This window comes from Mangrovibacter yixingensis (assembly GCF_020523985.1).
In the GTDB taxonomy this organism is placed as follows: Bacteria; Pseudomonadota; Gammaproteobacteria; order Enterobacterales; family Enterobacteriaceae; genus Mangrovibacter; species Mangrovibacter yixingensis.
The window spans coordinates 331,869-352,761 of sequence record NZ_JAIVKM010000002.1; the positions used below are offsets into that span (position 1 = coordinate 331,869).

Sequence of the window (20,893 nt, forward strand, 5' to 3'; positions counted from 1 at the left end):
GGTATTCTGATTCTCATAGCTGAATTAGGAAATGGCTAAAAAATATCAAAAACCCCTGTTTTTAATAGGAATTAATTTATTGTGGGCATCAACATTTGAAGAGGTTTTTGGATTAACAGAAGCAGGCGGGTTTTCGTTGTGGGGAGGTAAGCCATGGAGATTAAACCAGAAAAACCACAGTTCAGATTTTTCTGGCTGTACTGTCAGTTCCGGGCCATTATTTGGTCAGATCGGCAGTCATATGAACTCTGTTGTTCATATTCGCTTCTGTGATGTGGTAAGAAGCGCCTTCTTGCTGTGCTTTTGCAGCAATTTTTGCTTCAGCGCCATCCAGCGTATCCGCAGTCACACTGACTGATTGCGCAAAGCTTGCAAATGAAACCAGAGTAAGAGCAGCGGCGGCAGCGATGGTTTTAATATTTTTCATGGTCATATTCCTTCATTTTTTCAATTAACTAATACGTGTGATTTGGTTGAACGATGTCTTATCGTCGATGCATATATAGTAACCATTGAAATTATATTTATGGTAACTAAAAGTGCGCTTATAATTTTCAATCGCACATATTAATAAAAATTATGGGGTATATAAGAAAGAAGTAATGAAGGAATATGATTTAAAATCAATTCATTAAATGATGTTAACCAGAGTAAAACAGAAGGTGCCGCCGGAGTTCTGCCTGATGAGCACTTAACAGTGAGCAAGGTAAGCGCCCTGCTCACTGGTTGATGAAGATTATTCTTCTTCGCCGAAGAACCAATACCCCTGATTTACCAGAGCAGTCAGCTCGGTTACAAATGCCGGGTTATCCAACCCGTTGCCCAGTTCCTGCTCGCCAACAGTTGTGTAACGGCACAACGCGTCTGCGGCCTTATCATCACTGGTGTTCAGCGCTTCACTGTGAACAAAGAACTGATCGCCAATATGTAAAACCCGCAGCCCACTAAGCCTTGTCAGAACTTCACCGGAACGCAAGGCATTCACCACTTCATCAGCCTGGTAGGCCGGTTCTGGCGGTGCAATATCCAGTTCATGGCGCGGTGTGGTGGCAAAACGGCCAAACCATTGCGCAAAGTCTTCGGGCTGGTTGATCACATCGAGCATCATCTTGCGCACCCGATCCAGTTCATAGTTTTCTACTCTTCCGGGGTGCTCGCGGCATGTCAGATCCGGATCACTGTAATGTTCACCACCCAGATCATTTTCCAGCGCATAATCCGCAAAACTGCTGATCAGATCGCGCCCATTAGGGCCACGAAAACCAACGGAGTAATTTAATGCTGTCTCGTGGGTAAAACCGTCATGGGGGAATCCGGGTGGGATGTAAAGGATATCGCCAGGTGCCAGGTCTTCATCAATGATTGGTTCAAACGGCTCAACATGCAGTAAAGCCGGATGCGGGCAGAACTGCTTCAGTGGCAGTTTATCCCCTACCCGCCAGCGGCGGCTGCCCATCCCCTGAATGATAAAGACATCGTACTGATCGATATGCGGGCCAACGCCACCACCAGGGACTGAAAAGGAGATCATCAAATCATCAAGCCGCCAGTCCGGCAGCACCCGAAACGGGCGAACTAATTCTGCCGATGGCGCATGCCAGTGGTTCACTGCCTGTGCCAGTAAAGACCAACCCGTTTCACCCAGGTGGTCAAACTGTTCGAAAGGACCGTTCCAGGCCTGCCATTCCCCATTCTGCAGGCTCACAATACGGCTGTCGACTTCAGCTTCCATTGCAAGGCCTGCCAGTTCATCTGGCGTAATAGGATCGACAAAGCCCGGCAAAGCATTTTTTAAGATAACCGGTTTTTTCTGCCAGTAAGTTTCCAGAAATTCCGGCCAGTTAAGATTGAGTTGGTAAGCCATTCATGTGTACCACGCAAGGGAAATGGGGGCTGATTATAAAGAGGTGTGGTCGTGGGGCTCTTTGCTGTGGGTCAAACCTGCGCGCGAAAGAAAGGGAATGACAGGAAGCCAAAACTCAAAGGCTTCCTGTCATTGCTTTAGAATTCTGCGTCAATATCTACAACAGAAATCAATTTGTGATTCACAAATTCTTTAATACCCAACCCGGTTAGTTCACGTCCATAGCCTGAGCGGCGTACACCACCAAAGGGCAGATCAGCTTTCACACGTGTTGGGTGATTAATGTAAACCATCCCGGTGGATATTTTAGTAGCCAGTTCCGCACCACGCGATGTATCGCGTGTGAAAATAGAGCCACCAAGGCCAAACGGAGAATCATTGGCGATCCGCACAGCGTCAGCTTCATCTTTCGCACGCAGTATCATTGATACCGGGCCAAAAAACTCCATGTAATAAGCCGGGTTATCCGGTGTTACATCAGTGAGAATGGTGGGTTGAACAAACGCGCCCTGGGTGGGTACTTTTGGCCCTACTTCCAGTGCATGTGCGCCATGGGAAATCGCCAGTTGGATTTTTTCTTTAACTTCATCTGCCGCCTGTTGTGAGGAAAGCGGTGCCAATGTTGTTGCCGAATCCAAAGGATCACCCGCTTTCAGCGCCGCCACACCCGCCGTGTAGCGTTCAAGGAACGCATCATAGACGTCATCAACAATAATCATCCGCTTGGAAGAAACACAAACCTGACCACCATTCCAGTGGCGGCCAAATACAGCCCATTTTGCTGTTTTTTCCAAATCAGCATCTGCCAGCACAACAAAGGCATCTGCCCCACCTAATTCAAGGGTGGATTTTTTCAGTGCTTTTGCAGCCTGTGCCGCCACAGTGGCACCGGCCCCTTCAGAACCCGTGAGCGCCACCCCTTGTACATGTGGATCATTGAGGATTTGCTCAATATGGTGACGGGCTGCGTACAGGTTGATAAACCCACCATCAGGCAGGCCAGCATCATGCATGAGTTTTTCAAAACGAGCCGCACTTTGCGGAACATTCGATGCGTGTTTAAGAAGAATGGTATTCCCGGCGGAAAGTTGTGGTGCAATGATACGAGCAATCTGGTAGTACGGGAAATTCCAGGGCTCAATTGCCAGCAGCACACCTAACGGTTCATGAACAATTTTCGCTGTGGCTTCCTGGGGGTTAGCTACTGGTAAGATTTCCGGTGCCAGTAGTTTTTCCGCATTTTTAACGTAATATTCAAAAATCTGGGCAGACAGCTCTACTTCAGCCAGCGCTTCGCTATACAGTTTGCCCATTTCAAGCGTTAATAAACGCGCAAATTCGTCTTTTTGTTTACGCAGTAAATTGGCTGCATTTTGTAAGATTTCACCGCGCTGTGAAAATGAAACATTACGCCATGTGGTGAAGGTATTATGCGCCCTGGCAATAGCATCTGTGACTTCTGCATCAGTAGCGTCTGGGAATGTTTTAATAACTTCCCCGGTGAAGGGGTTGGTTGTTGCATATGCCATGGAAATTCTCCTTAAAAAAATAATAAGCCACATAAAGTGGCACCCTTTTTTATCTCATTGAGCGTTTCCGGGCCCGGCAAGTAACAATCGCTGGCCAAACTTAACTCGCACTGTATCAGCATGGCACAAATCACCGTATGTAACCGGGAGCACCACACATAATGTAAAAATAGTAGCCAGTATGTATCATAAGAGAAATCCAGAAGTTTTGTTGGTGTTACTCAGAATTATTGAATATTCACATAAATGGTTTACCTCATTTATTATTCGCGCCCTTTATGACCTGTTTTTATTTATATCCATCCTCTATAAAGCAGCAGAAAAATCTGTAAACACCATTACTCGCCACGCGCAATAAACAACATAACTTACTGTTATATATAAAAAAAATATAAACCACATATTACAAAATAAAATATAAAACCATATTAATATAATAAAATATTTGTAATACAAATGATGTTTATACCTTGAACATTTAGCCTCAATGGGTTGATAATACCTCCAATCTGATAACATTTTGTTTACTTCATGTTATTGCCATTCTCTTTTTAGGGAGTTTTTTATGTCGAAAAGCATTGCAAACTTTATTACCGAAACACTTGATAAAGCAGGTGTTAAACGTATTTGGGGCGTGACAGGCGATTCATTAAATGGCATCAGCGACAGCCTGAGAAAATTAGGTACAATTGAGTGGCTGGGTACCCGCCACGAAGAAACAGCTGCATTTGCCGCAGGTGCTGAAGCCCATATCACAGGCGAATTGTCTGTATGTGCTGGTTCTTGTGGCCCGGGTAATATGCACTTAATCAACGGACTATTTGATTGCCACCGTAACCGTGTTCCGGTGCTGGCTATTGCCGCACATATTCCTTCTGCAGAAATTGGCACAAATTATTTCCAGGAAACTCATCCGCAAGAACTCTTTAAAGAATGCAGTGTTTATTGCGAATTAGTTTCCAACCCGGAACAAATGCCTTATTTGCTGGAAACGGCTATGCGCCAGGCTATTCTTCACCGTGATGTCAGCGTATTAGTCTTGCCGGGCGATATTGCATTAAAAGCAGTTCCTGAAGGAGTTGAACCGAAATGGAATGTACCTAAACCTGCCTATTACCAGCCTCAGCAGTCAGATCTTGCTGAACTGGCCGAAAAACTCAATAACAGTGCCAAAATCACCTTAATGTGTGGTGCCGGCTGTGCTGAATCCCATGAGGAAGTGGTCGCACTGGCTGAAAAATTACAGGCACCAATCGTTCATGCCATGCGCGGTAAAGAATATATCGAATATGACAACCCTTATGACGTTGGCATGACTGGTTTAATCGGGTTTTCATCGGGCTACCACGCAATGCGCCAGGCCGATACCGTTTTACTGCTTGGCACCAGTTTCCCATACCGTGCGTTCTACCCGGAAAATGCCAGCATACTGCAAATCGATAACAACCCGGCATCTTTGGGCCGGCATACCCAGATAGACCTCGGTGTATTGGGTGACATCAAGTCCACACTGAAGGCACTTCTGCCTATGATTAACAGTAATCACGGTTCCTCCCACCTGGAACAGTGTGTGGCAAATTACACCGAAGCGCGTAAAGGCCTGGATGAGCTGGCTAACGGGAAAACCGCCTATGACCTGATTCACCCGCAGTACCTAGCGCGCCTGGTGAGTGAAGAAGCGGCCGACGATGCGGTATTTACTTGCGATGTGGGTACTCCGACATTATGGGCAGCACGTTACCTGAAAATGAATGGGAAGCGCCGTTTAATTGGTTCGTTTAACCACGGCTCAATGGCTAACGCGTTGTCACAGGCAATGGGAGCACAATCTGTCGACAGAAAGCGCCAGGTTGTCGCACTGTGTGGCGATGGGGGCTTCTCCATGTTAATGGGGGATTTGTTGTCCCTTAACCAGTTGAAACTCCCGGTAAAAATTGTGGTGTTCAATAACCGTTCTTTGGGCTTTGTTGCCATGGAAATGAAAGCTGGCGGTTACCTTTCCGATGATACCAACCTGGAAAACCCAAGCTTTGCCGCCATTGCCGAAGCCTGCGGCGTAAAAGGTATTCATGTTGGGAAACCTGAAGAGTTGCCTGGCGCACTGAAAGAAACCCTGGCACATCCGGGCCCTGTAGTTCTGGAAGTGGATACAGCTAAACAAGAACTGGCTATGCCGCCACAAATTAAGATGGAGCAAGCGAAAGGCTTCAGCCTGTATATGATGAAAGCGCTGCTCAATGGCCGTGGCGATGAAATTATTGAGCTGAGCAAAACCAACTGGCGCAGATAAGTGCCAGTAGCAGAAAGCCATATCAAACACGGCTTTCTGCTCCCTCCAAAGAACAGGGATTAGGTTCAACTGCTTATTGATACTTTTGACTATCTTCGGAATGACATCATGGTTACATGGCCTACTGCTGCATCTGTTAATTCACAGCAAAATAGTAATGAATTAATTTCAGTATTAAATCAAATTGTTGGTAATAAATATGTCTTAACGGATGCTGAAAGTACCAGACAGTACCGTACAGGTATTCGCTTTGGGAGTGGGAACGCCCTTGCCGTTGTTTGCCCTGGGTCACTCATTGAGCAATGGCGTGTTCTGAAAGCCTGTATAAACGCAGGTGTAATTGTTATTTCTCAGGCATCAAATACTGGCCTAACCGGTGGTTCAACACCTGATGGTGATGATTATGACAGGGATATTGTGATTGTCAGTATGACCAGGATGAAAACTATTCATGTTATCGAAGACGGCCGACAAGTTATCTGTTTGCCAGGTTCCACCCTGGATCAATTAGAAACTGTACTACGCCCACAAGGAAGGGAACCTCACTCCGTTATTGGTTCAAGCTGTATTGGCGCATCAGTCTTCGGTGGGGTTTGTAATAATTCTGGTGGCGCATTGGTACGCCGTGGCCCAGCCTATACTCAAATGTCGCTATTTGCGCAGGTTGATGAGCAGGGCGAACTGCATTTAGTCAACCACTTAGGTATCTCATTAAGTGGTTCAGAAGAAGATGTTCTTCAGCGTATTGAACAAAGAGATTTTAGCGACGCAGATGTTGAAAATGACCTGGGGAATTGTTCCGATCACGATTACGAAACCTACGTACGCCAAATCGATGAAAATACGCCAGCTCGATTTAATGCCGATCCACATCGTCTGTATGAATCATCTGGCTCTGCCGGGAAAGTTATGGTGTTTGCGGTACGTCTTGATACTTTTCCTATAGAGAAAGATCCACAGGTTTTTTACATAGGCACCAACGATCCGCAGGAGTTGACGGATATACGCCGTCATATCCTCTCAGAGTTTAAACAACTCCCTATTTCAGGTGAATACTTGCATCGTGTCGCTTTCGATATTGCTGAAAAATATGGTAAAGATACCTTTTTAATGATCCACTATTTGGGGACTTCACGCTTACCGAAACTCTTCGCCTTAAAAGCGAAGATGGACAATATTTTTAATAAACTAAAATTTTTTCCGTCCAATTTTACAGACAGAATCATGCAGTTCGCCAGTTCATTATTTCCTAAACATTTGCCATTAAGAATGCGCGAGTATCGGGATAAGTTTGAGCACCATTTGCTGCTTAAAGTCTCAGCCTCAGGTAAAGAGGAAGCCCGGGATTTTTTATCCCATTATTTTGCCAACAGAAGCAGTGATTTTTTTGAATGCACCAAGGAAGAAGGCACCAAAGCTTTTTTACATCGCTTCGCCGCTGCCGGTGCTGCAAACCGTTACCGTGCGGTACATACTCAGACAGTAGAAAACATACTTGCACTGGACATCGCACTGCCAAGAAATACTCAGCAATGGTGTGAAACGCTGCCTGATGAAATTGAAAAACCGATTTTACTGAAACTCTATTACGGTCACTTCCTGTGCCATGTGTTTCACCAGGATTATATTGTGAGTAAAGGCCATGATTGTCTGGCTCTCGAACACAAAATGTGGAAACTGTTAGATATCCGTGGAGCGGAGTACCCTGCCGAGCATAATGTTGGACACTTATACGTCGCCAAGGATGCACTGAAAAATCATTACCAGACATTGGATCCCTGTAACTGTTTTAATCCAGGGATTGGGCATACATCAAAATATAGTCATTATCACAAACACCCTGAAGAATAGTGCCGGAATCAGTACGAAATAAACAGATTATGCTACAGGATGGGTATATAAGGCTGGTCATCAGTGCAGTTCCAATTATTCCATTACGTGTTGTGTTTTTGTTGTTCGCACCAAAACTTGCCTGGCGATATAACCTTAACCATCTTTACCGGTTTTTTTACGGACAAAAAGAAAGGCACCGAAGTGCCTTTCTGTTTTAGCTTTACTAACCCGTTAATTCATAACCAAATATCAGGCAACTTCATCAACCATATTACTGCCCTGATTCGCTGACAATGTTGAGGCAAAATTCTGCAAAACAGAACTGAGCGTGGCATTGCTGCTACTTTGCCCCAGGCTGGCGAGCATAGAGCTGAAAGCACTTTGCAGATCACTAATTTCAGTGCCTGATGATGAACTGGTAGAGGAGCTGGAAGAAGAGGCCAGCTGGCTAATCAGCGCATTCAGGTCAGTCTGCATCGGGTTTTCTGATGACGAATCAGATATGGCTGCAGGTGGTGGTGGCGGTGGTGCATCCGTATCTGCCTCCTGAGCGGCAGGTGCGGACATACTGTGCATAGCAGCCATCAAAACCTGGATAAACTGCCCCACAGCCTGTTCTGTATCTGCTGTTGATATGGTACTGGAAGTATCAGTAGTAGTGGTATCTGCACTACTGAGTGTGATGCCAGACTCAGAAAGTGCATTAGCCAGTGCACTGTAGATGCCACCACTGCCGGAATGGCGTGTGGTAGCCTGTTGCACTTCAGACAGATCAGTTGTTGCCAAAACACTACTGGTACTACTGACTGAAGGGATATACGACAAGGGATAAGTCGTGTACCCCGATAGTGATGAGACCATTGTCAAATCTCCAGATATGTTCATGAACGAACGGAGGAGTGCCAGAAGCAAGTCCTTTCAGGCATGTATATTGCCCCAGCCAATACATGCAACCAACACGAACAACTGTGCGGGAAGGTTGTTTGCATTAAGCCGGGCACAAAGCCGCGAGTGATACAGCCTGGTGGACTGGTTTAGCACATGTGCGTTGCAGGTATGCATTGCACAGCCTTAAGGCAAATCACCCAAAGGTGAAATAGCCAGTTACAGCTTCTGTTTCATTGAACAAAGGACAACAAACCCAATAAAAATAAACCCAATAAGAATAAATACGTTATGGCAGTATTTATAACCTGAGAGAGATAACTGGCTCCTTCCCACCCCCAGGTAATTTTTATCATTTCCCTTTTGTCAGGCTGGAAAAAAACAGACTGACAGTAAGATTTAACCAAAATTAAGCGCCAGCCAATCACAGGAATAGCGATGAAAAAAGATACTGATTTGCTGTTTTACCCAGGCTTAAATAGTGTTTAATGCCAGACAAACACAAACCAGTCATGGTTTGTGCGAAAGGAAAGGTACGAAGTAGAAAGCGACAAGGTAAGCGGTTAATAACAGTCCCGGATAAACGAGAAGGCCTGAAATGCTCTGGCCCATGCCTGCCGCAGGCATGCATGAGAAATGGCGATATTTCACCCCCGGCAGAGGTGAAATATAGAAGCAGCACTCAGCAGATCACTATTGAAGAAAGCAAATAGCCGGGCATCAATGATTGCTATGCTTAGTCATGGATTTTTACACCCAGGCAGCCACGAACAAATTCAGGATTAAAGTGTTTTACTGCTTCGCCGACATAGCCTAAATCAAGTGAAGCGATTTGAGCCATTTCGTTATTCGCCAGTTTGAAATCCCAAATAGCAAAATTCTCTTCAATACGTTCCTGACGAGTGGATTTCGGGATAACCGTTACACCACGTTGCACATTCCAACGCAAAATAACCTGAGCAATGGTTTTGTTATGGGCCCTGGCAATGCTTTGCAGCATTTCGTTTTCATAAGGGTTATGCCGACCACCCGCTAACGGAGCCCAGGCTTCAGGCTGAACGTTGTAGTGCTTCATGGTTTCAAGTGCATCAGGTTGTGCAAAGTAAGGATGTAATTCAACCTGGTTCACCATGGGTTTGATTCTGACTGTTTCGCAGAAGTTTGCTAATACATGCGCATAAAAATTGGATACCCCAATCGCTTTCAGTTTCCCGGCATCATATGCGTCTTCCAGAGCGCGCCACGCACTGAAATAATCCCCCATTGCCTGGTGCAGCAAGTAGAGGTCAAAATATTCTAACCCCGATTTTTTTAGCGATGCCCCGATACCGGCTTTCGCCATATCGTAGTTAGCCATATCTTGTACCCACAGTTTTGAAGTAATAAATAACTCCTCACGGGTACACAGACCTTCTGCGATAGCTTCACGCACAGCATCACCAACAGCATCTTCATTGCCGTAAACAGCTGCGGTATCAATAAGACGATAGCCTGCCCGAATAGCACTCAGCACGGACTGTTTGCATTCTTCTTTATCGGTGACCTTAAACACACCAAAACCTGCCATCGGCATTTTAAGGTTGTTGCTTAATACTGAATATTCCACAGTGTGTTCCTCTGCCATGTCAAAGTAACATTCTAGAATAAAAGTACCCATGCAATTAATATGCAAAATACGATATGACTTGTGAGCAGAACTCATTAATCAGACACCCGTTGTTTGCGGGCAAAGCGGAGAATTTGCAGAAGGATTACGTTTGCCAGCAAATCAAAACAACCTCCCTAACAACGCACCACTGACTGGAACTGCCCCGGTGTCATCCCCATAAACCGCCTGAAAACCATAATAAATGCGCTCACATTCTCATAGCCCACCAATAAAGCAGCCTGAGAAACCGGTGTACCACGCTGTAAATATTCCAACGACCGGAGCACCCGCGCCTTTTGCTTCCACTGGCTGAATGTTAACCCTGTCTGCTGCATAAAAAGCCGGCTTAATGTCCGCACACTTAACCCAGCCTGTTTAGCAAGGTCTGGCTGAGATAAAACATCCCCGGAGCCCGCTAATACAAGCTGCGCAACCTGTTTTGCCCGTGTATCTGCAGGAAGAGAAAGTTGCGACAACGCGGGTGTGGCCAGTTCGAGTTCATCCACCAGAACCTGTTCCAGGTGCATTAAGTGTGGTGAATGAACACCAGCCTGAGCCCGTTCACTGACCCTCTGTAATAACAACTGCAAAAAAGGGGAAGCGGTGCGGATACAGGGCAACAAGGGAAGCAGTAATGTTCCTGCAGGGTTGCAGTACAGAATCTCTCCACGGGCATCCACAGGCACCCAGGCACTGTGTGGTATTTCTGCCGGGATCCACCCTATAGCCCCGGGTGTTACCGCCCACTGCATGTGTTCAGACTCAATCATGATAATACCCCTTGTAACCCAGTACAGTTGCCCGGTTGAATGCCGGTGGCTGGGGGTATGGTGTTTCGCTGTATGGTTCAGGGGCTCTGTGCTTTCTATCATGTTGGCCGATTTGCGTTATTGATTGTCACCTTGGGGTTACCCTGGCTGAACAGGCCTGGCATACCCTTCGGTAACAGTAAAACACATGAGGTAGCGCATATGACAAATCATATCCCATTAATAACTCAGGCACTTGAAGCGGTAATTTGCAGCCCTGAGCATAACGCAAAGACAATTGAGTCTTTTTTTGCCCCAAACTACCAACAGAAAGTGAACGGAATTGAGCTTGATTACCCTTTGTTTGTTGCACATATGGCTCAGCTAAAGCAACTCGGCAAAACCATGGAACTCCACATTCTGGCCATTGCACAACAAGGGAATAAGGTGCTGACTCACCATATTGTCGGGGTTTCAAAAAAAAGTGGTGGGCATGCCATAACAGAAGTATTTGCCTGTTTCACGGTGGATAACGGGCGAATTAGTGGTTGCCAGGAACTCACCCGGCTTATTGAAGGGCAGGAAGAAGATAAGCATTTGGGAAGTGTACACTGAGCAACTCTGGTACCTGAATGTGTATAGGTTTTTGAGCGTTAAGCACAACCACACCAGCAGCGAGTCAATCAGAGCGGGGTGTAGCAACCAGACAATAACAACCGCGACGGGCCAAAACAGATGCCAATACGAAGGGGGTTTATCTCCAAGGGACTCAAAGGCCGTTAAAGCAATACCGGGCAGGCAAGCCGCCAATACTGGCTGTAGGTAATGTACCCAGGCAAAGCCTTCGCTCCATCTCAACCCAATCAGCCCCGCCTGGACCGCGCATGCTCCAACAAAGAGCAAAAACCACAAGCCTCCCTGATTTCTCAGGAGATGAACAAACAGAAGGGCAAGAACACCTGCAATAATGAATGGGAGTGGGACAGATAGCATCATCAGAGAAACCTTTTACCGGTCTATTCCATGCAATTGAGCCAATCGGGAGTATTTTTCTTTTTAATAGGATAGCGGCAACAATGGCATATTCCTGGCGAATTTAAAATGATAGGTAAACAGAGGTTAGCGTCATCTGCTTTTATTCTCAGGCCCTTTATTTTGTAAGTTGGCGCTTCCCCCCATCGATTTTTGCTTTCCAGTTGTAGCTCAACATTCTTTATCGTGCGCCAGTGTTTGGCAGGAACAACCCGAGCGCTGTTTGAAAAACGAATGGCGATGCAGTGGATGTGATGCAGTGGATGTATTGTTGCAGAGGCGCAATCACGAGGTAAAAGCTGGATGAGTAATAGTTGCGAAGTTTAACTGGCAGTAGAAATTCTTGGAGCGGGCGAAGGGAATCGAACCCTCGTATAGAGCTTGGGAAGCTCTCGTTCTACCATTGAACTACGCCCGCATCTGAAGTGCGTAACGCATTATAGACATTTGAAATTGATTAACAAGAGCCGCACGAACTGAGTGCTGGCATTTTAAGCAACCGCCCTGCTTAGCAGGACGGTGATTTCCCTTGAGGGGGCAAGTAACGCAGTGGATCCAGTGCTGTCGCTTTGTAGCGTATCTGGAAATGCAGTTTTACTGAGTTGGTACCTGTGCTGCCCATAGTGGCTATCTTCTGCCCGGCCTTCACCTGCTGGCCATTGGTAACCAGCATGCTCTGATTATGACCATAAGCAGTAATGTAGTTTTCATCATGCTTAATCAGAATCAGGTTGCCGTAACCCCGCAACTGGTCGCCGGCATAGACCACACGCCCAGCCGCCGCCGCATAGATTGGTTGCCCACGAGTACCTGCGATATCAATGCCTTTATTGCCGCCATCTTTACTGGACCAGCCATCAACCACTTTACCCTGTGTAGGCCAGCGCCAGCATTTATTACCGGGGGAAGGCCAGTTGGCAGGGGCCAGTCTTTCCGGTTGCGACGCGCTGCTGTTACGTGCAGTTGTGGTGGCTTTGGTTGATGCCTTCGGCGTCACCGTTTTACTGGATGATGAGCCGCTCAGGCGCAAACGTTGCCCAACCTGGATGGTATAAGGCGATGAAATGCCATTAAGACGGGCAAGCGTACCCACTGAATTGCCTGAACGCAGTGCGATGCGATACAGCGTATCACCACGCTGGACGGTGTAAGTTGAACCAGAAATTGGCGTATTGTTGCGGGATGCACTCCCGGAACAGGCAGCCAGAGACAGGGCTAAAAACAGACAGATAATTGGCCGGAGCCAATGTGAAAAAGTTATTCCCGAACTCACGCACTCTCCTCTGGATCTATTCAGATAGCTTCCGATGCTGATGGCAAGACGGTAAACCAGGCCGAACGATAGCGAGAAAACGCTCCCCAAATGGGGAGCGTTAGCGGATTATTTCACCGGGCGCATAGCCGGGAACAGGATAACGTCACGAATGGTATGGCTGTTGGTGAACAGCATAACCATACGGTCAATCCCGATACCCAAACCTGCAGTTGGTGGCAGACCATGTTCCAGCGCAGTGACATAGTCTTCATCGTAGAACATGGCTTCGTCATCACCGGCGTCTTTCGCAGCAACCTGCTGAGCAAAACGATCAGCCTGATCTTCAGCATCATTTAACTCGGAGAAGCCATTACCAATTTCGCGACCGCCAATAAAGAATTCAAAACGATCGGTAATTTCCGGGTTTTGATCGTTACGACGCGCCAGTGGCGAAACTTCTGCCGGGTATTCGGTAATAAACGTTGGCTGGATCAAATGGCTTTCTGCCACTTCTTCGAAGATCTCGGTCACTACGCGGCCCAGACCCCAGCTTTTCTCAACTTTAACACCGACAGACTCAGCAATTGCCACCGCTTTCGCCATATCGTCCAGATCCGCCATATCAGTTTCCGGGCGATATTTTTTGATAGCTTCACGCATGGTGAGTTTTTCAAAAGGTTTGCCGAAATCAAAGGTTTCATCACCATAAGGCACCTGAGTCTGGCCCAGAACTTCTTGCGCCATGGTGCGGAACAGGGATTCGGTCAGTTCAATCAGGTCTTTATAGTCCGCATACGCCATATAGAGTTCCATCATGGTGAACTCAGGGTTATGGCGCACAGAGATACCTTCGTTACGGAAGTTACGGTTGATTTCGAACACCCGTTCAAAACCACCCACAACCAAACGTTTCAGGTACAGTTCAGGCGCAATACGCAGATACATGTCGATATCCAGCGCATTGTGGTGAGTCACGAACGGGCGCGCAGAAGCCCCACCCGGAATCACCTGCATCATCGGCGTTTCGACTTCCATAAACCCGCGGCCTACCATGAATTTACGGATACCAGCCAGAATACGTGAACGCACCTGGAAAGTATGGCGGGATTCTTCGTTGGCGATCAGGTCAAGATAACGCTGGCGATAACGCATTTCCTGGTCAGAAAGACCGTGGAATTTATCTGGCAATGGGCGCAGCGCTTTGGTCAGCAGGCGCATTTCGGTGCAATGAATGGTCAATTCACCGGTTTTGGTTTTGAACAGTTTACCGCGAGCGCCGAGGATATCGCCCAGGTCCCACTTTTTGAACTGTTCGTTATAAATGCCTTCCGCTAAGTCGTCACGGGAAACGTACAGCTGAATACGGCCGCCCATATCCTGTAACGTAACAAAAGAGGCTTTACCCATGATACGGCGGGTCATCATGCGCCCAGCTACGCTGACTTCAATGCCCAGCGCTTCCAGTTCTTCATTTTCTTTGCCATCAAATTCAGCGTGCAGTTTGTCAGCAGTGTTATCACGTCGGAAGTCGTTCGGGAAAGCCACGCCCTGCTTACGCAGCGCGGAAAGCTTTTCACGGCGGTTTTTCATTTCATTATTAAGATCGACTTCAGTGCCCTGTGATTGTTGTTCAGACATGTTGGTTCCTCATAACCCTGCTTTCAAACTTGCTTCGATGAATTTATCCAGACTGCCGTCCAGTACCGCTTGCGTGTTACGTGTTTCCACGCCAGTACGCAAATCTTTGATACGGGAATCATCCAGTACATAAGAACGAATCTGGCTACCCCAACCAATATCAGACTTGGTTTCTTCCACTGCCTGTTTCTCAGCATTTTTCTTCTGCATTTCAAGCTCGTACAGCTTCGCCTTCAACTGCTTCATTGCCTGATCTTTGTTCTTATGCTGAGAACGGTCATTCTGGCACTGAGTAACCAGCCCGGTAGGAACGTGCGTAATACGAACCGCCGATTCTGTCCGGTTTACGTGCTGGCCACCCGCCCCGGATGCACGATATACGTCAATACGTAAATCAGCCGGGTTAATTTCAATATCAATGTCGTCATCTACTTCCGGGTACACAAACGCGGAACTGAATGACGTATGGCGACGGCCACCTGAGTCAAATGGGCTCTTACGCACCAGGCGGTGAACGCCGGTTTCAGTGCGCAGCCAGCCATAGGCATAATCACCCATCACTTTCACTGTGGCGGATTTCAGGCCAGCGACTTCACCTTCAGACTCTTCAATAATTTCGGTTTTAAAACCTTTGTCTTCCGCCCAACGCAGATACATACGCAGCAACATGCTCGCCCAGTCCTGCGCTTCAGTACCACCGGAACCGGCCTGAATATCGATATAACAATCTGCGCTGTCGTATTCGCCAGAGAACATACGGCGGAACTCAAGCTGACCCAGTTTCGCGTCCAGTTGATCCAGCTCGACGATCGTTTCGTTGAACGTTTCTTCGTCGTCAGCTTCCACCGCCAGCTCTAACAGGCCATTGACATCGTCCAGGCCTTGCTGCATTTGGTCCAGCGTGCCAACAATGGCTTCCAGTGAAGAACGTTCTTTACCCAGCGCCTGCGCGCGTTCAGGTTCGTTCCACACATCGGGCTGTTCCAGCTCGGCGTTTACTTCTTCAAGACGCTCTTTCTTCGCATCATAGTCAAAGATACCCCCTAAGAACGTCAGTGCGCTCGGTGAGGTCCTGGATGCGGTTTTTTACCGGGTTAATTTCAAACATGGTTGCGAATCTTACGTTGAATTAAGAGAAGACATATGCGGTTACAGACCGGGAAGTCTACCGGATTTACTGAACATTTTATACCTTAAAAATTTACGCCCCTGGCGGTTATTTCACCTGGGGCGTTATACGGGATAACGGGTGGGAAATTTTGGGGTAATTATACAGGCCAGAGGTTTTCGATAATTAACTGCAAATTGCGGTTACCTCGAAACTCATTAATATCAAGCCGGTAAGCCAGTTCGACTTCTTTGACGCCCATATCGGGCCAGCATTGTGTGTCCACATTAAAAGCGATGCCATCCAGCAACGGGCCGCCACCAACAGGCTCCAGCATCACTTTCAAATGGCGTTCGCCCACCAGCCGTTGCTGCAACAAGCGAAAACGCCCGTCAAACTGTGGTTCCGGGAACATCTGCCCCCAGGGGCCTGCATCACGCAGCATTTCGGCGACGTTCAGCGTCATGTCCTGGGGTTCCAGCAAGCCATCCGACCAAATTTCACCTTGCAGCATGGCAGGATCCAGCCATTCATCCACCAGCGCGGCAAAACGCTCACGGAATGTTTCAAACTGTGCTTCTTCTAAAGACAGCCCGGCAGCCATAGCGTGCCCGCCAAACTTCAGCATTAGCCCGGGGAAACGCGTATCCAGGCGCTCCAGGGCATCACGCATATGGAAGCCCTGAACAGAACGCCCGGAACCTTTCAGGCTGCCATCGCCAGCAGGCGCGAAAGCAATTACCGGGCGATGGAAACGCTCTTTCATGCGCGAGGCCAGTATACCAACCACGCCCTGATGCCACTCCGGGTGGTACATTGCCAGCCCGGAAGGCAATGTTTCACTGCTGCGCTCCAGTTTGTCGCACAATACCAGCGCTTCCTGCTGCATGCCCTGTTCTATCTCCTTGCGGGTCTGGTTCAAGGCATCCAGTTCACTGGCTAACATGCGCGCTTCGCCTGGGTTATTGCACATAAGCAACGCCACGCCGACAGACATATCATCCAGCCGCCCGGCGGCATTCAGGCGTGGGCCAATGGCAAACCCTAAATCAGTTGCTACCAGGCGTGATGCATCACGGTTAGCCACTTCTAACAGTGCGCGAATTCCGGGCCGACAACGCCCGGCGCGAATACGGCTTAACCCCTGCCAGACCAGGATCCGGTTATTGGTATCCAGCGCCACCACATCAGCCACTGTGCCCAGTGCCACCAGATCCAGAAACTCCGCAAGGTTAGGTTCTGCCCTGCCCGTTTCAGTGAACCAGCCAACAGCGCGCAAATGGCTGCGCAGCGCCATCATTAAATAGAACGCTACGCCCACACCAGCCAGTGATTTGGAAGGAAAATCGCAACCATGTAAGTTGGGGTTCACCATGGCATCTGCCGCAGGTAATGTCTCGCCTGGCAGATGATGATCGGTAACCAGCACCGGGATCCCCAGCGCATGAGCCCTGTCCACCCCCGCATGGGACGAGACACCGTTATCAACCGTCATGATAACCTGGGCACCACGCTGGTGTGCCTGCTCCACGACTTCCGGGCTCAGGCCATAGCCATCTTCAAAACGGTTAGGCACCAGGTAATCCACGTTGGCACCGAACTGCTTCAGTGCCAGCACACTGAGTGCGGTGCTGGTTGCACCATCGGCATCAAAATCCCCGACGACCACAATCCGCTGTTGCTTAACCAGAGCCTGGTGTAAAAAGGCCACTGCGCCATCCATACCGCTCAGTTGCTGCCAGGGCAGCAACCCTTTGACGCTGCGTGCTAAATCCTCTTCCCCCTGAACCCCACGGCTGGCATAAATACGCCGCAATAACGGCGGGAGAGACTCTGGAAGTACCGCCTTGTCATCAACGACCCGACGGCGGAGTTGTAACTGTTTTTTCACCCGAAACTGACCACGCTTTGCTGAACTTTAACTGTCATGTTGATCCAGGAAGTTTTTCATTTCTTCAGGCCCCTGGTAACCTGGGATCACGCTGCCATTTTGCAGCACCACGGCCGGTGTGCCCTGAATACCAAACTGCAGCCCAAGGTTGTAGTGTTTTGCGATATCAACCTTGCAATTCGCCGCAGGCGCTTGCGTGCCAGCCATGGCGGTATCGAAAGCCTTTTTAGGGTCTTTGGCACACCAGATATTTTTCATGGCAACCGCCGTTTCACTTTGCATGCCCTGGCGAGGGAATGCCAGGTAACGCACGGTGATACCCAGGCTGTTGTAGTCTTTCATTTGCTCATGGAGTTTGTGGCAATAACCGCAGGTGATATCCGTAAACACAGTAATCACGTGTTTTTCCTGAGCGGCTTTGTATTCAATCATTTCACCTTTCAGCGCCTCCATCGAACTGACGAGCAGCGCGTTAGTCACGTTAACCGGGCGCGCGCCACTGACATCATACAACGGCCCCTGAATGACATGTTTGCCATCTTCGGTGACATACAACACACCGGCAGGTGTTAGCACTGTTTTCATGCCCGGCACTGGTGAAGGTTTGATGGTCATCTGGCTGACACCCAGCTTACCCAGCGACGTTTTGATGGCGTTATCATCTGCATGCACAAGGCCTGGCAACATCCCCGCCATTAAAGAGAGCAATACAAACCCTTTTTTCATAAAACATCCTTTTGCTTCGGCACTCACGCGCGAGGGTGGTGCTGTTGATGAAGTTGGCGCAGTCGTTCCGTGGCCACATGTGTATAAATTTGCGTTGTAGAGAGCGAGCTATGCCCCAGCAGCATTTGCACCACACGCAAGTCAGCGCCATGGTTTAACAAATGCGTGGCAAATGCGTGTCGCAAAACGTGAGGTGAAAGCTTCTCACTGTCGATGCCCGCCAGCGTAGCGTAATGTTTAATACGATGCCAGAAAGTCTGGCGAGTCATCTGCCTTGCCCGCTGGCTGGGGAAAAGCACATCAGATGCCACACCATTGAGTAACCATGGGCGACTGTGAGTCAGGTACTGTTCGAGCCAGTAAACAGCCTCTTCACCTAGTGGTACCAGGCGCTCTTTATCACCTTTACCAATCACGCGAACCACTCCCTGGCGCAGGCTGACATCGCTCATACTCAAACCCACCAGTTCAGACACACGCAACCCGGTCGCATAGAGGACTTCGAGCATGGCTTTATCGCGCAATTCAAGAGGGATATCTACAACGGGAGCCTGCAACAGGTGCTCAACCTGAATTTCGCTCAAGTCTTTGGGTAAACGCTGGGGGAGTTTGGGCGATGCAAGCCTGGCGCAAGGGTCATCGGTGCGCATTTTCTCATTGTACAAATACTGGAAAAAACGCCGCAGGGCACTCAACAAACGTGCGGAACTGGTCGCCTTATATCCACCTTCAACCCGTTCTGCCAGCAGTGCCTGTAAATCGTCACCGGTTGCGGATAACACCGTTTTTTGCCGGTGGTGGAGCCATTCCACTACCATGTGTAAATCACGCCGGTACGCACTGAGCGTATTTTCCGCCAGGTTACGCTCCAGCCACAACGTATCGAGGAATTGCTCAATCAGTGCAAGATTGTCGTCCATTTTCACCTCGTATTTGTCCAGATATGCGCATTATGCCTTAACCCGTGAGGGATCTGGTACACTATGCCGGTTGGTATAAGAAATGAATGGTTAACATAATGAAAATCGGCCTTTTTTATGGCTCCAGCACCTGCTACACCGAAATGGCTGCGGAAAAAATTCGCGACATCATTGGGCCGGACCTGGTGGAGCTGCACAACCTGAAAGATGACTCCCCCGCATTAATGGAAAGCTATGATGTGCTAATCATGGGGATACCGACCTGGGATTTTGGTGAACTCCAGGAAGACTGGGAAGCCATATGGGACAAACTGGGTGACCTTAACCTTAAAGGGAAAATTGTCGCATTGTACGGCATGGGTGACCAGGAAGGGTACAGTGAGTGGTTCCTTGATGCGCTGGGTATGCTGCACGACAAATTACAACCACTGGGTGTTCACTTTATTGGTTACTGGCCAACTGAAGGCTACACCTTTACCAGCCAGAAACCCGTAACAGCAGATGGGAAACTGTTTGTTGGCCTGGCTCTGGATGAAACCAGCCAGTATGACCTGAGTGACGAACGCCTGGAAAATTGGTGCGAACAAATTCTTGGTGAAATGGCGCAGGCATTTGGCTGACCAGCCCGGCAATACTCATGTCCCGGCGTGTTGGCTCAGTAAGCGGTGCAAATCGCGCCAGGCCTTTTTATCCATGCTGTCTGCCGCCAGCCATAAATGGTGTTTGCGCCCACCTGAAGTGCGGCGCAAACTCAGCAAAACCCCATATTTCAGCATCCAGGGCTGGCCTGCCAGGAACCACTCAGCATCTTGCCATTTAACCCGGTTTTCGGTTAACAGCTGCAATTCACCATGGCGGGAGTTGATACGCCGCTGGCTTCTTACACAGTCGAAAACCACCAGCGAAACCAGCAATAACCATACCGGTGTCCATGCCAGTGGCCAGGGCAAAAACAACACTGCCGCAGCGACTAAACCGTGCAGCAGCAGTGAAAGCCATTGCGTTTGCCAGGAAACCCGCAGGTCAGAGTGCCACAGGACCACGAGCCATATTCCGTGACTGAATAAGTGCAACCATTCGGGCCAAATCAGGGTCCTCTGGCGAACCATGGTTCATAAGCCAGTTAAAGAGATCAGGGTCATCACAGGTAAGCAACCGAACAAACGCTTGTTTGTCTGCGTCACTCAATGTGTCATATTCATGCTCAAAAAAAGGCATGATGGAAATGTCTAACTCGCGCATACCGCGGCGGCATGCCCAATGAATACGAGCTTTATTATTGATATCCATACATTCTTTCCTGTAATACACAAGCGGGTACCGGGCTAGTTTACCTTGTTTTATCGCCACTCTTCATCGGAATATGCGATTTTCCTTTATCCTTCTAACTTTACTCTTAATGTTGCAGGCCATTACATTAGCGTGCAGCCTTGTGCGCAAAGGCACAAAAGGTATGGTGAAAGCCCTTGCAATGGCTTGCGTCTCTTTTACCATAGTTGGCATATCGCACTCATTTAAACGGGAC

The 20,893-nt window shown here is 48.4% G+C and carries 18 protein-coding genes and 1 tRNA gene; 4 read left to right on the plus strand and 15 right to left on the minus strand.

Annotation, left to right across the window (positions count from 1 at the left end):
* Positions 1–217: 217 nt before the first annotated feature.
* From LC084_RS12200 to LC084_RS12210, 3 genes are all read right to left on the minus strand, one after another.
* Positions 218–427 (minus strand): YdgH/BhsA/McbA family protein, encoded by a 210-nt coding sequence (locus LC084_RS12200; protein WP_226571488.1) that lies wholly within the window; start codon positions 425–427, stop codon positions 218–220.
* A 309-nt stretch (positions 428–736) separates the two neighbouring features.
* Positions 737–1,864 (minus strand): ribosomal protein uL16 3-hydroxylase, encoded by a 1,128-nt coding sequence (locus LC084_RS12205; RefSeq protein WP_226571489.1) that lies wholly within the window; start codon positions 1,862–1,864, stop codon positions 737–739.
* A gap of 137 nt (positions 1,865–2,001) precedes the next feature.
* The gene (locus tag LC084_RS12210) at positions 2,002–3,393 is read right to left on the minus strand and encodes an NAD-dependent succinate-semialdehyde dehydrogenase (RefSeq protein WP_226571490.1); all 1,392 of its coding nucleotides are present in this window, start codon (positions 3,391–3,393) and stop codon (positions 2,002–2,004) included.
* Between the two features lie 565 nt (positions 3,394–3,958).
* On the opposite strand from LC084_RS12210, the gene poxB reads away from it, so the two are divergent.
* Both poxB and dld read left to right on the plus strand, forming a co-directional pair.
* The gene (gene poxB, locus LC084_RS12215; protein ID WP_226571491.1) at positions 3,959–5,683 is read left to right on the plus strand and encodes a ubiquinone-dependent pyruvate dehydrogenase; all 1,725 of its coding nucleotides are present in this window, start codon (positions 3,959–3,961) and stop codon (positions 5,681–5,683) included.
* 108 nt (positions 5,684–5,791) lie between these two features.
* A complete protein-coding gene (gene dld, locus LC084_RS12220) occupies positions 5,792–7,534 on the plus strand; it encodes a D-lactate dehydrogenase (protein WP_226571492.1) in 1,743 nt (580 codons plus the stop codon).
* Between the two features lie 231 nt (positions 7,535–7,765).
* Here dld and LC084_RS12225 read toward each other — a convergent pair whose 3' ends face one another.
* The 3 genes from LC084_RS12225 to LC084_RS12235 all read right to left on the minus strand — a co-directional run bounded on the left by LC084_RS12225 (position 7,766) and on the right by LC084_RS12235 (position 10,921).
* A complete protein-coding gene (locus LC084_RS12225) occupies positions 7,766–8,377 on the minus strand; it encodes a hemagglutinin (protein WP_226571493.1) in 612 nt (203 codons plus the stop codon).
* A gap of 760 nt (positions 8,378–9,137) precedes the next feature.
* Positions 9,138–10,007 (minus strand): aldo/keto reductase, encoded by an 870-nt coding sequence (locus LC084_RS12230; protein WP_226571494.1) that lies wholly within the window; start codon positions 10,005–10,007, stop codon positions 9,138–9,140.
* 176 nt (positions 10,008–10,183) lie between these two features.
* The gene (locus LC084_RS12235) at positions 10,184–10,921 is read right to left on the minus strand and encodes a helix-turn-helix domain-containing protein (protein WP_226571495.1); all 738 of its coding nucleotides are present in this window, start codon (positions 10,919–10,921) and stop codon (positions 10,184–10,186) included.
* Between the two features lie 99 nt (positions 10,922–11,020).
* Between LC084_RS12235 and LC084_RS12240 the strand changes: the two genes are divergently transcribed.
* Complete coding sequence (locus LC084_RS12240; protein WP_226571496.1) at positions 11,021–11,413, plus strand: nuclear transport factor 2 family protein; 393 nt, start codon at positions 11,021–11,023, stop codon at positions 11,411–11,413.
* A gap of 761 nt (positions 11,414–12,174) precedes the next feature.
* On the opposite strand, the gene LC084_RS12245 is transcribed toward LC084_RS12240, so the two are convergent.
* From LC084_RS12245 to xerD, 7 genes are all read right to left on the minus strand, one after another.
* Positions 12,175–12,248, minus strand: a tRNA-Gly gene (locus LC084_RS12245).
* A 90-nt stretch (positions 12,249–12,338) separates the two neighbouring features.
* On the minus strand, positions 12,339–13,103 hold the full coding sequence (actS, locus tag LC084_RS12250; RefSeq protein ID WP_319004408.1) for an amidase activator ActS: 765 nt from the start codon (positions 13,101–13,103) through the stop codon (positions 12,339–12,341).
* A gap of 108 nt (positions 13,104–13,211) precedes the next feature.
* On the minus strand, positions 13,212–14,723 hold the full coding sequence (gene lysS / locus LC084_RS12255; RefSeq protein ID WP_036102781.1) for a lysine--tRNA ligase: 1,512 nt from the start codon (positions 14,721–14,723) through the stop codon (positions 13,212–13,214).
* Between the two features lie 9 nt (positions 14,724–14,732).
* A protein-coding gene (gene prfB, locus LC084_RS12260) for a peptide chain release factor 2 (RefSeq protein WP_110024631.1) occupies positions 14,733–15,831 on the minus strand; the annotation gives its coding sequence in 2 pieces (ribosomal slippage) (positions 14,733–15,755 and positions 15,757–15,831; 1,098 coding nt in all).
* Between the two features lie 160 nt (positions 15,832–15,991).
* On the minus strand, positions 15,992–17,722 hold the full coding sequence (gene recJ / locus LC084_RS12265; protein WP_226571497.1) for a single-stranded-DNA-specific exonuclease RecJ: 1,731 nt from the start codon (positions 17,720–17,722) through the stop codon (positions 15,992–15,994).
* Positions 17,723–17,749: 27 nt separating this feature from the next.
* Positions 17,750–18,448 carry a bifunctional protein-disulfide isomerase/oxidoreductase DsbC gene (gene dsbC, locus LC084_RS12270; RefSeq protein WP_226571498.1) on the minus strand — a complete coding sequence of 233 codons (699 nt, stop codon included), beginning with the start codon at positions 18,446–18,448 and terminating at the stop codon, positions 17,750–17,752.
* 23 nt (positions 18,449–18,471) lie between these two features.
* Positions 18,472–19,368, minus strand: coding sequence for a site-specific tyrosine recombinase XerD (gene xerD / locus LC084_RS12275; protein ID WP_226571499.1), 897 nt, complete (start codon positions 19,366–19,368; stop codon positions 18,472–18,474).
* A 98-nt stretch (positions 19,369–19,466) separates the two neighbouring features.
* On the opposite strand from xerD, the gene fldB reads away from it, so the two are divergent.
* Entirely contained in the window at positions 19,467–19,988 is a 522-nt protein-coding gene (gene fldB / locus LC084_RS12280; protein WP_226571500.1) for a flavodoxin FldB, read from the plus strand.
* Between the two features lie 15 nt (positions 19,989–20,003).
* Here fldB and LC084_RS12285 read toward each other — a convergent pair whose 3' ends face one another.
* Both LC084_RS12285 and sdhE read right to left on the minus strand, forming a co-directional pair.
* Positions 20,004–20,411, minus strand: coding sequence for a protein YgfX (locus tag LC084_RS12285; protein ID WP_226571501.1), 408 nt, complete (start codon positions 20,409–20,411; stop codon positions 20,004–20,006).
* Positions 20,392–20,658 carry an FAD assembly factor SdhE gene (gene sdhE / locus LC084_RS12290; protein ID WP_226571502.1) on the minus strand — a complete coding sequence of 89 codons (267 nt, stop codon included), beginning with the start codon at positions 20,656–20,658 and terminating at the stop codon, positions 20,392–20,394. The genes LC084_RS12285 and sdhE overlap by 20 nt, the downstream gene beginning before the upstream one ends.
* Between the last annotated feature and the right edge of the window lie 235 nt (positions 20,659–20,893).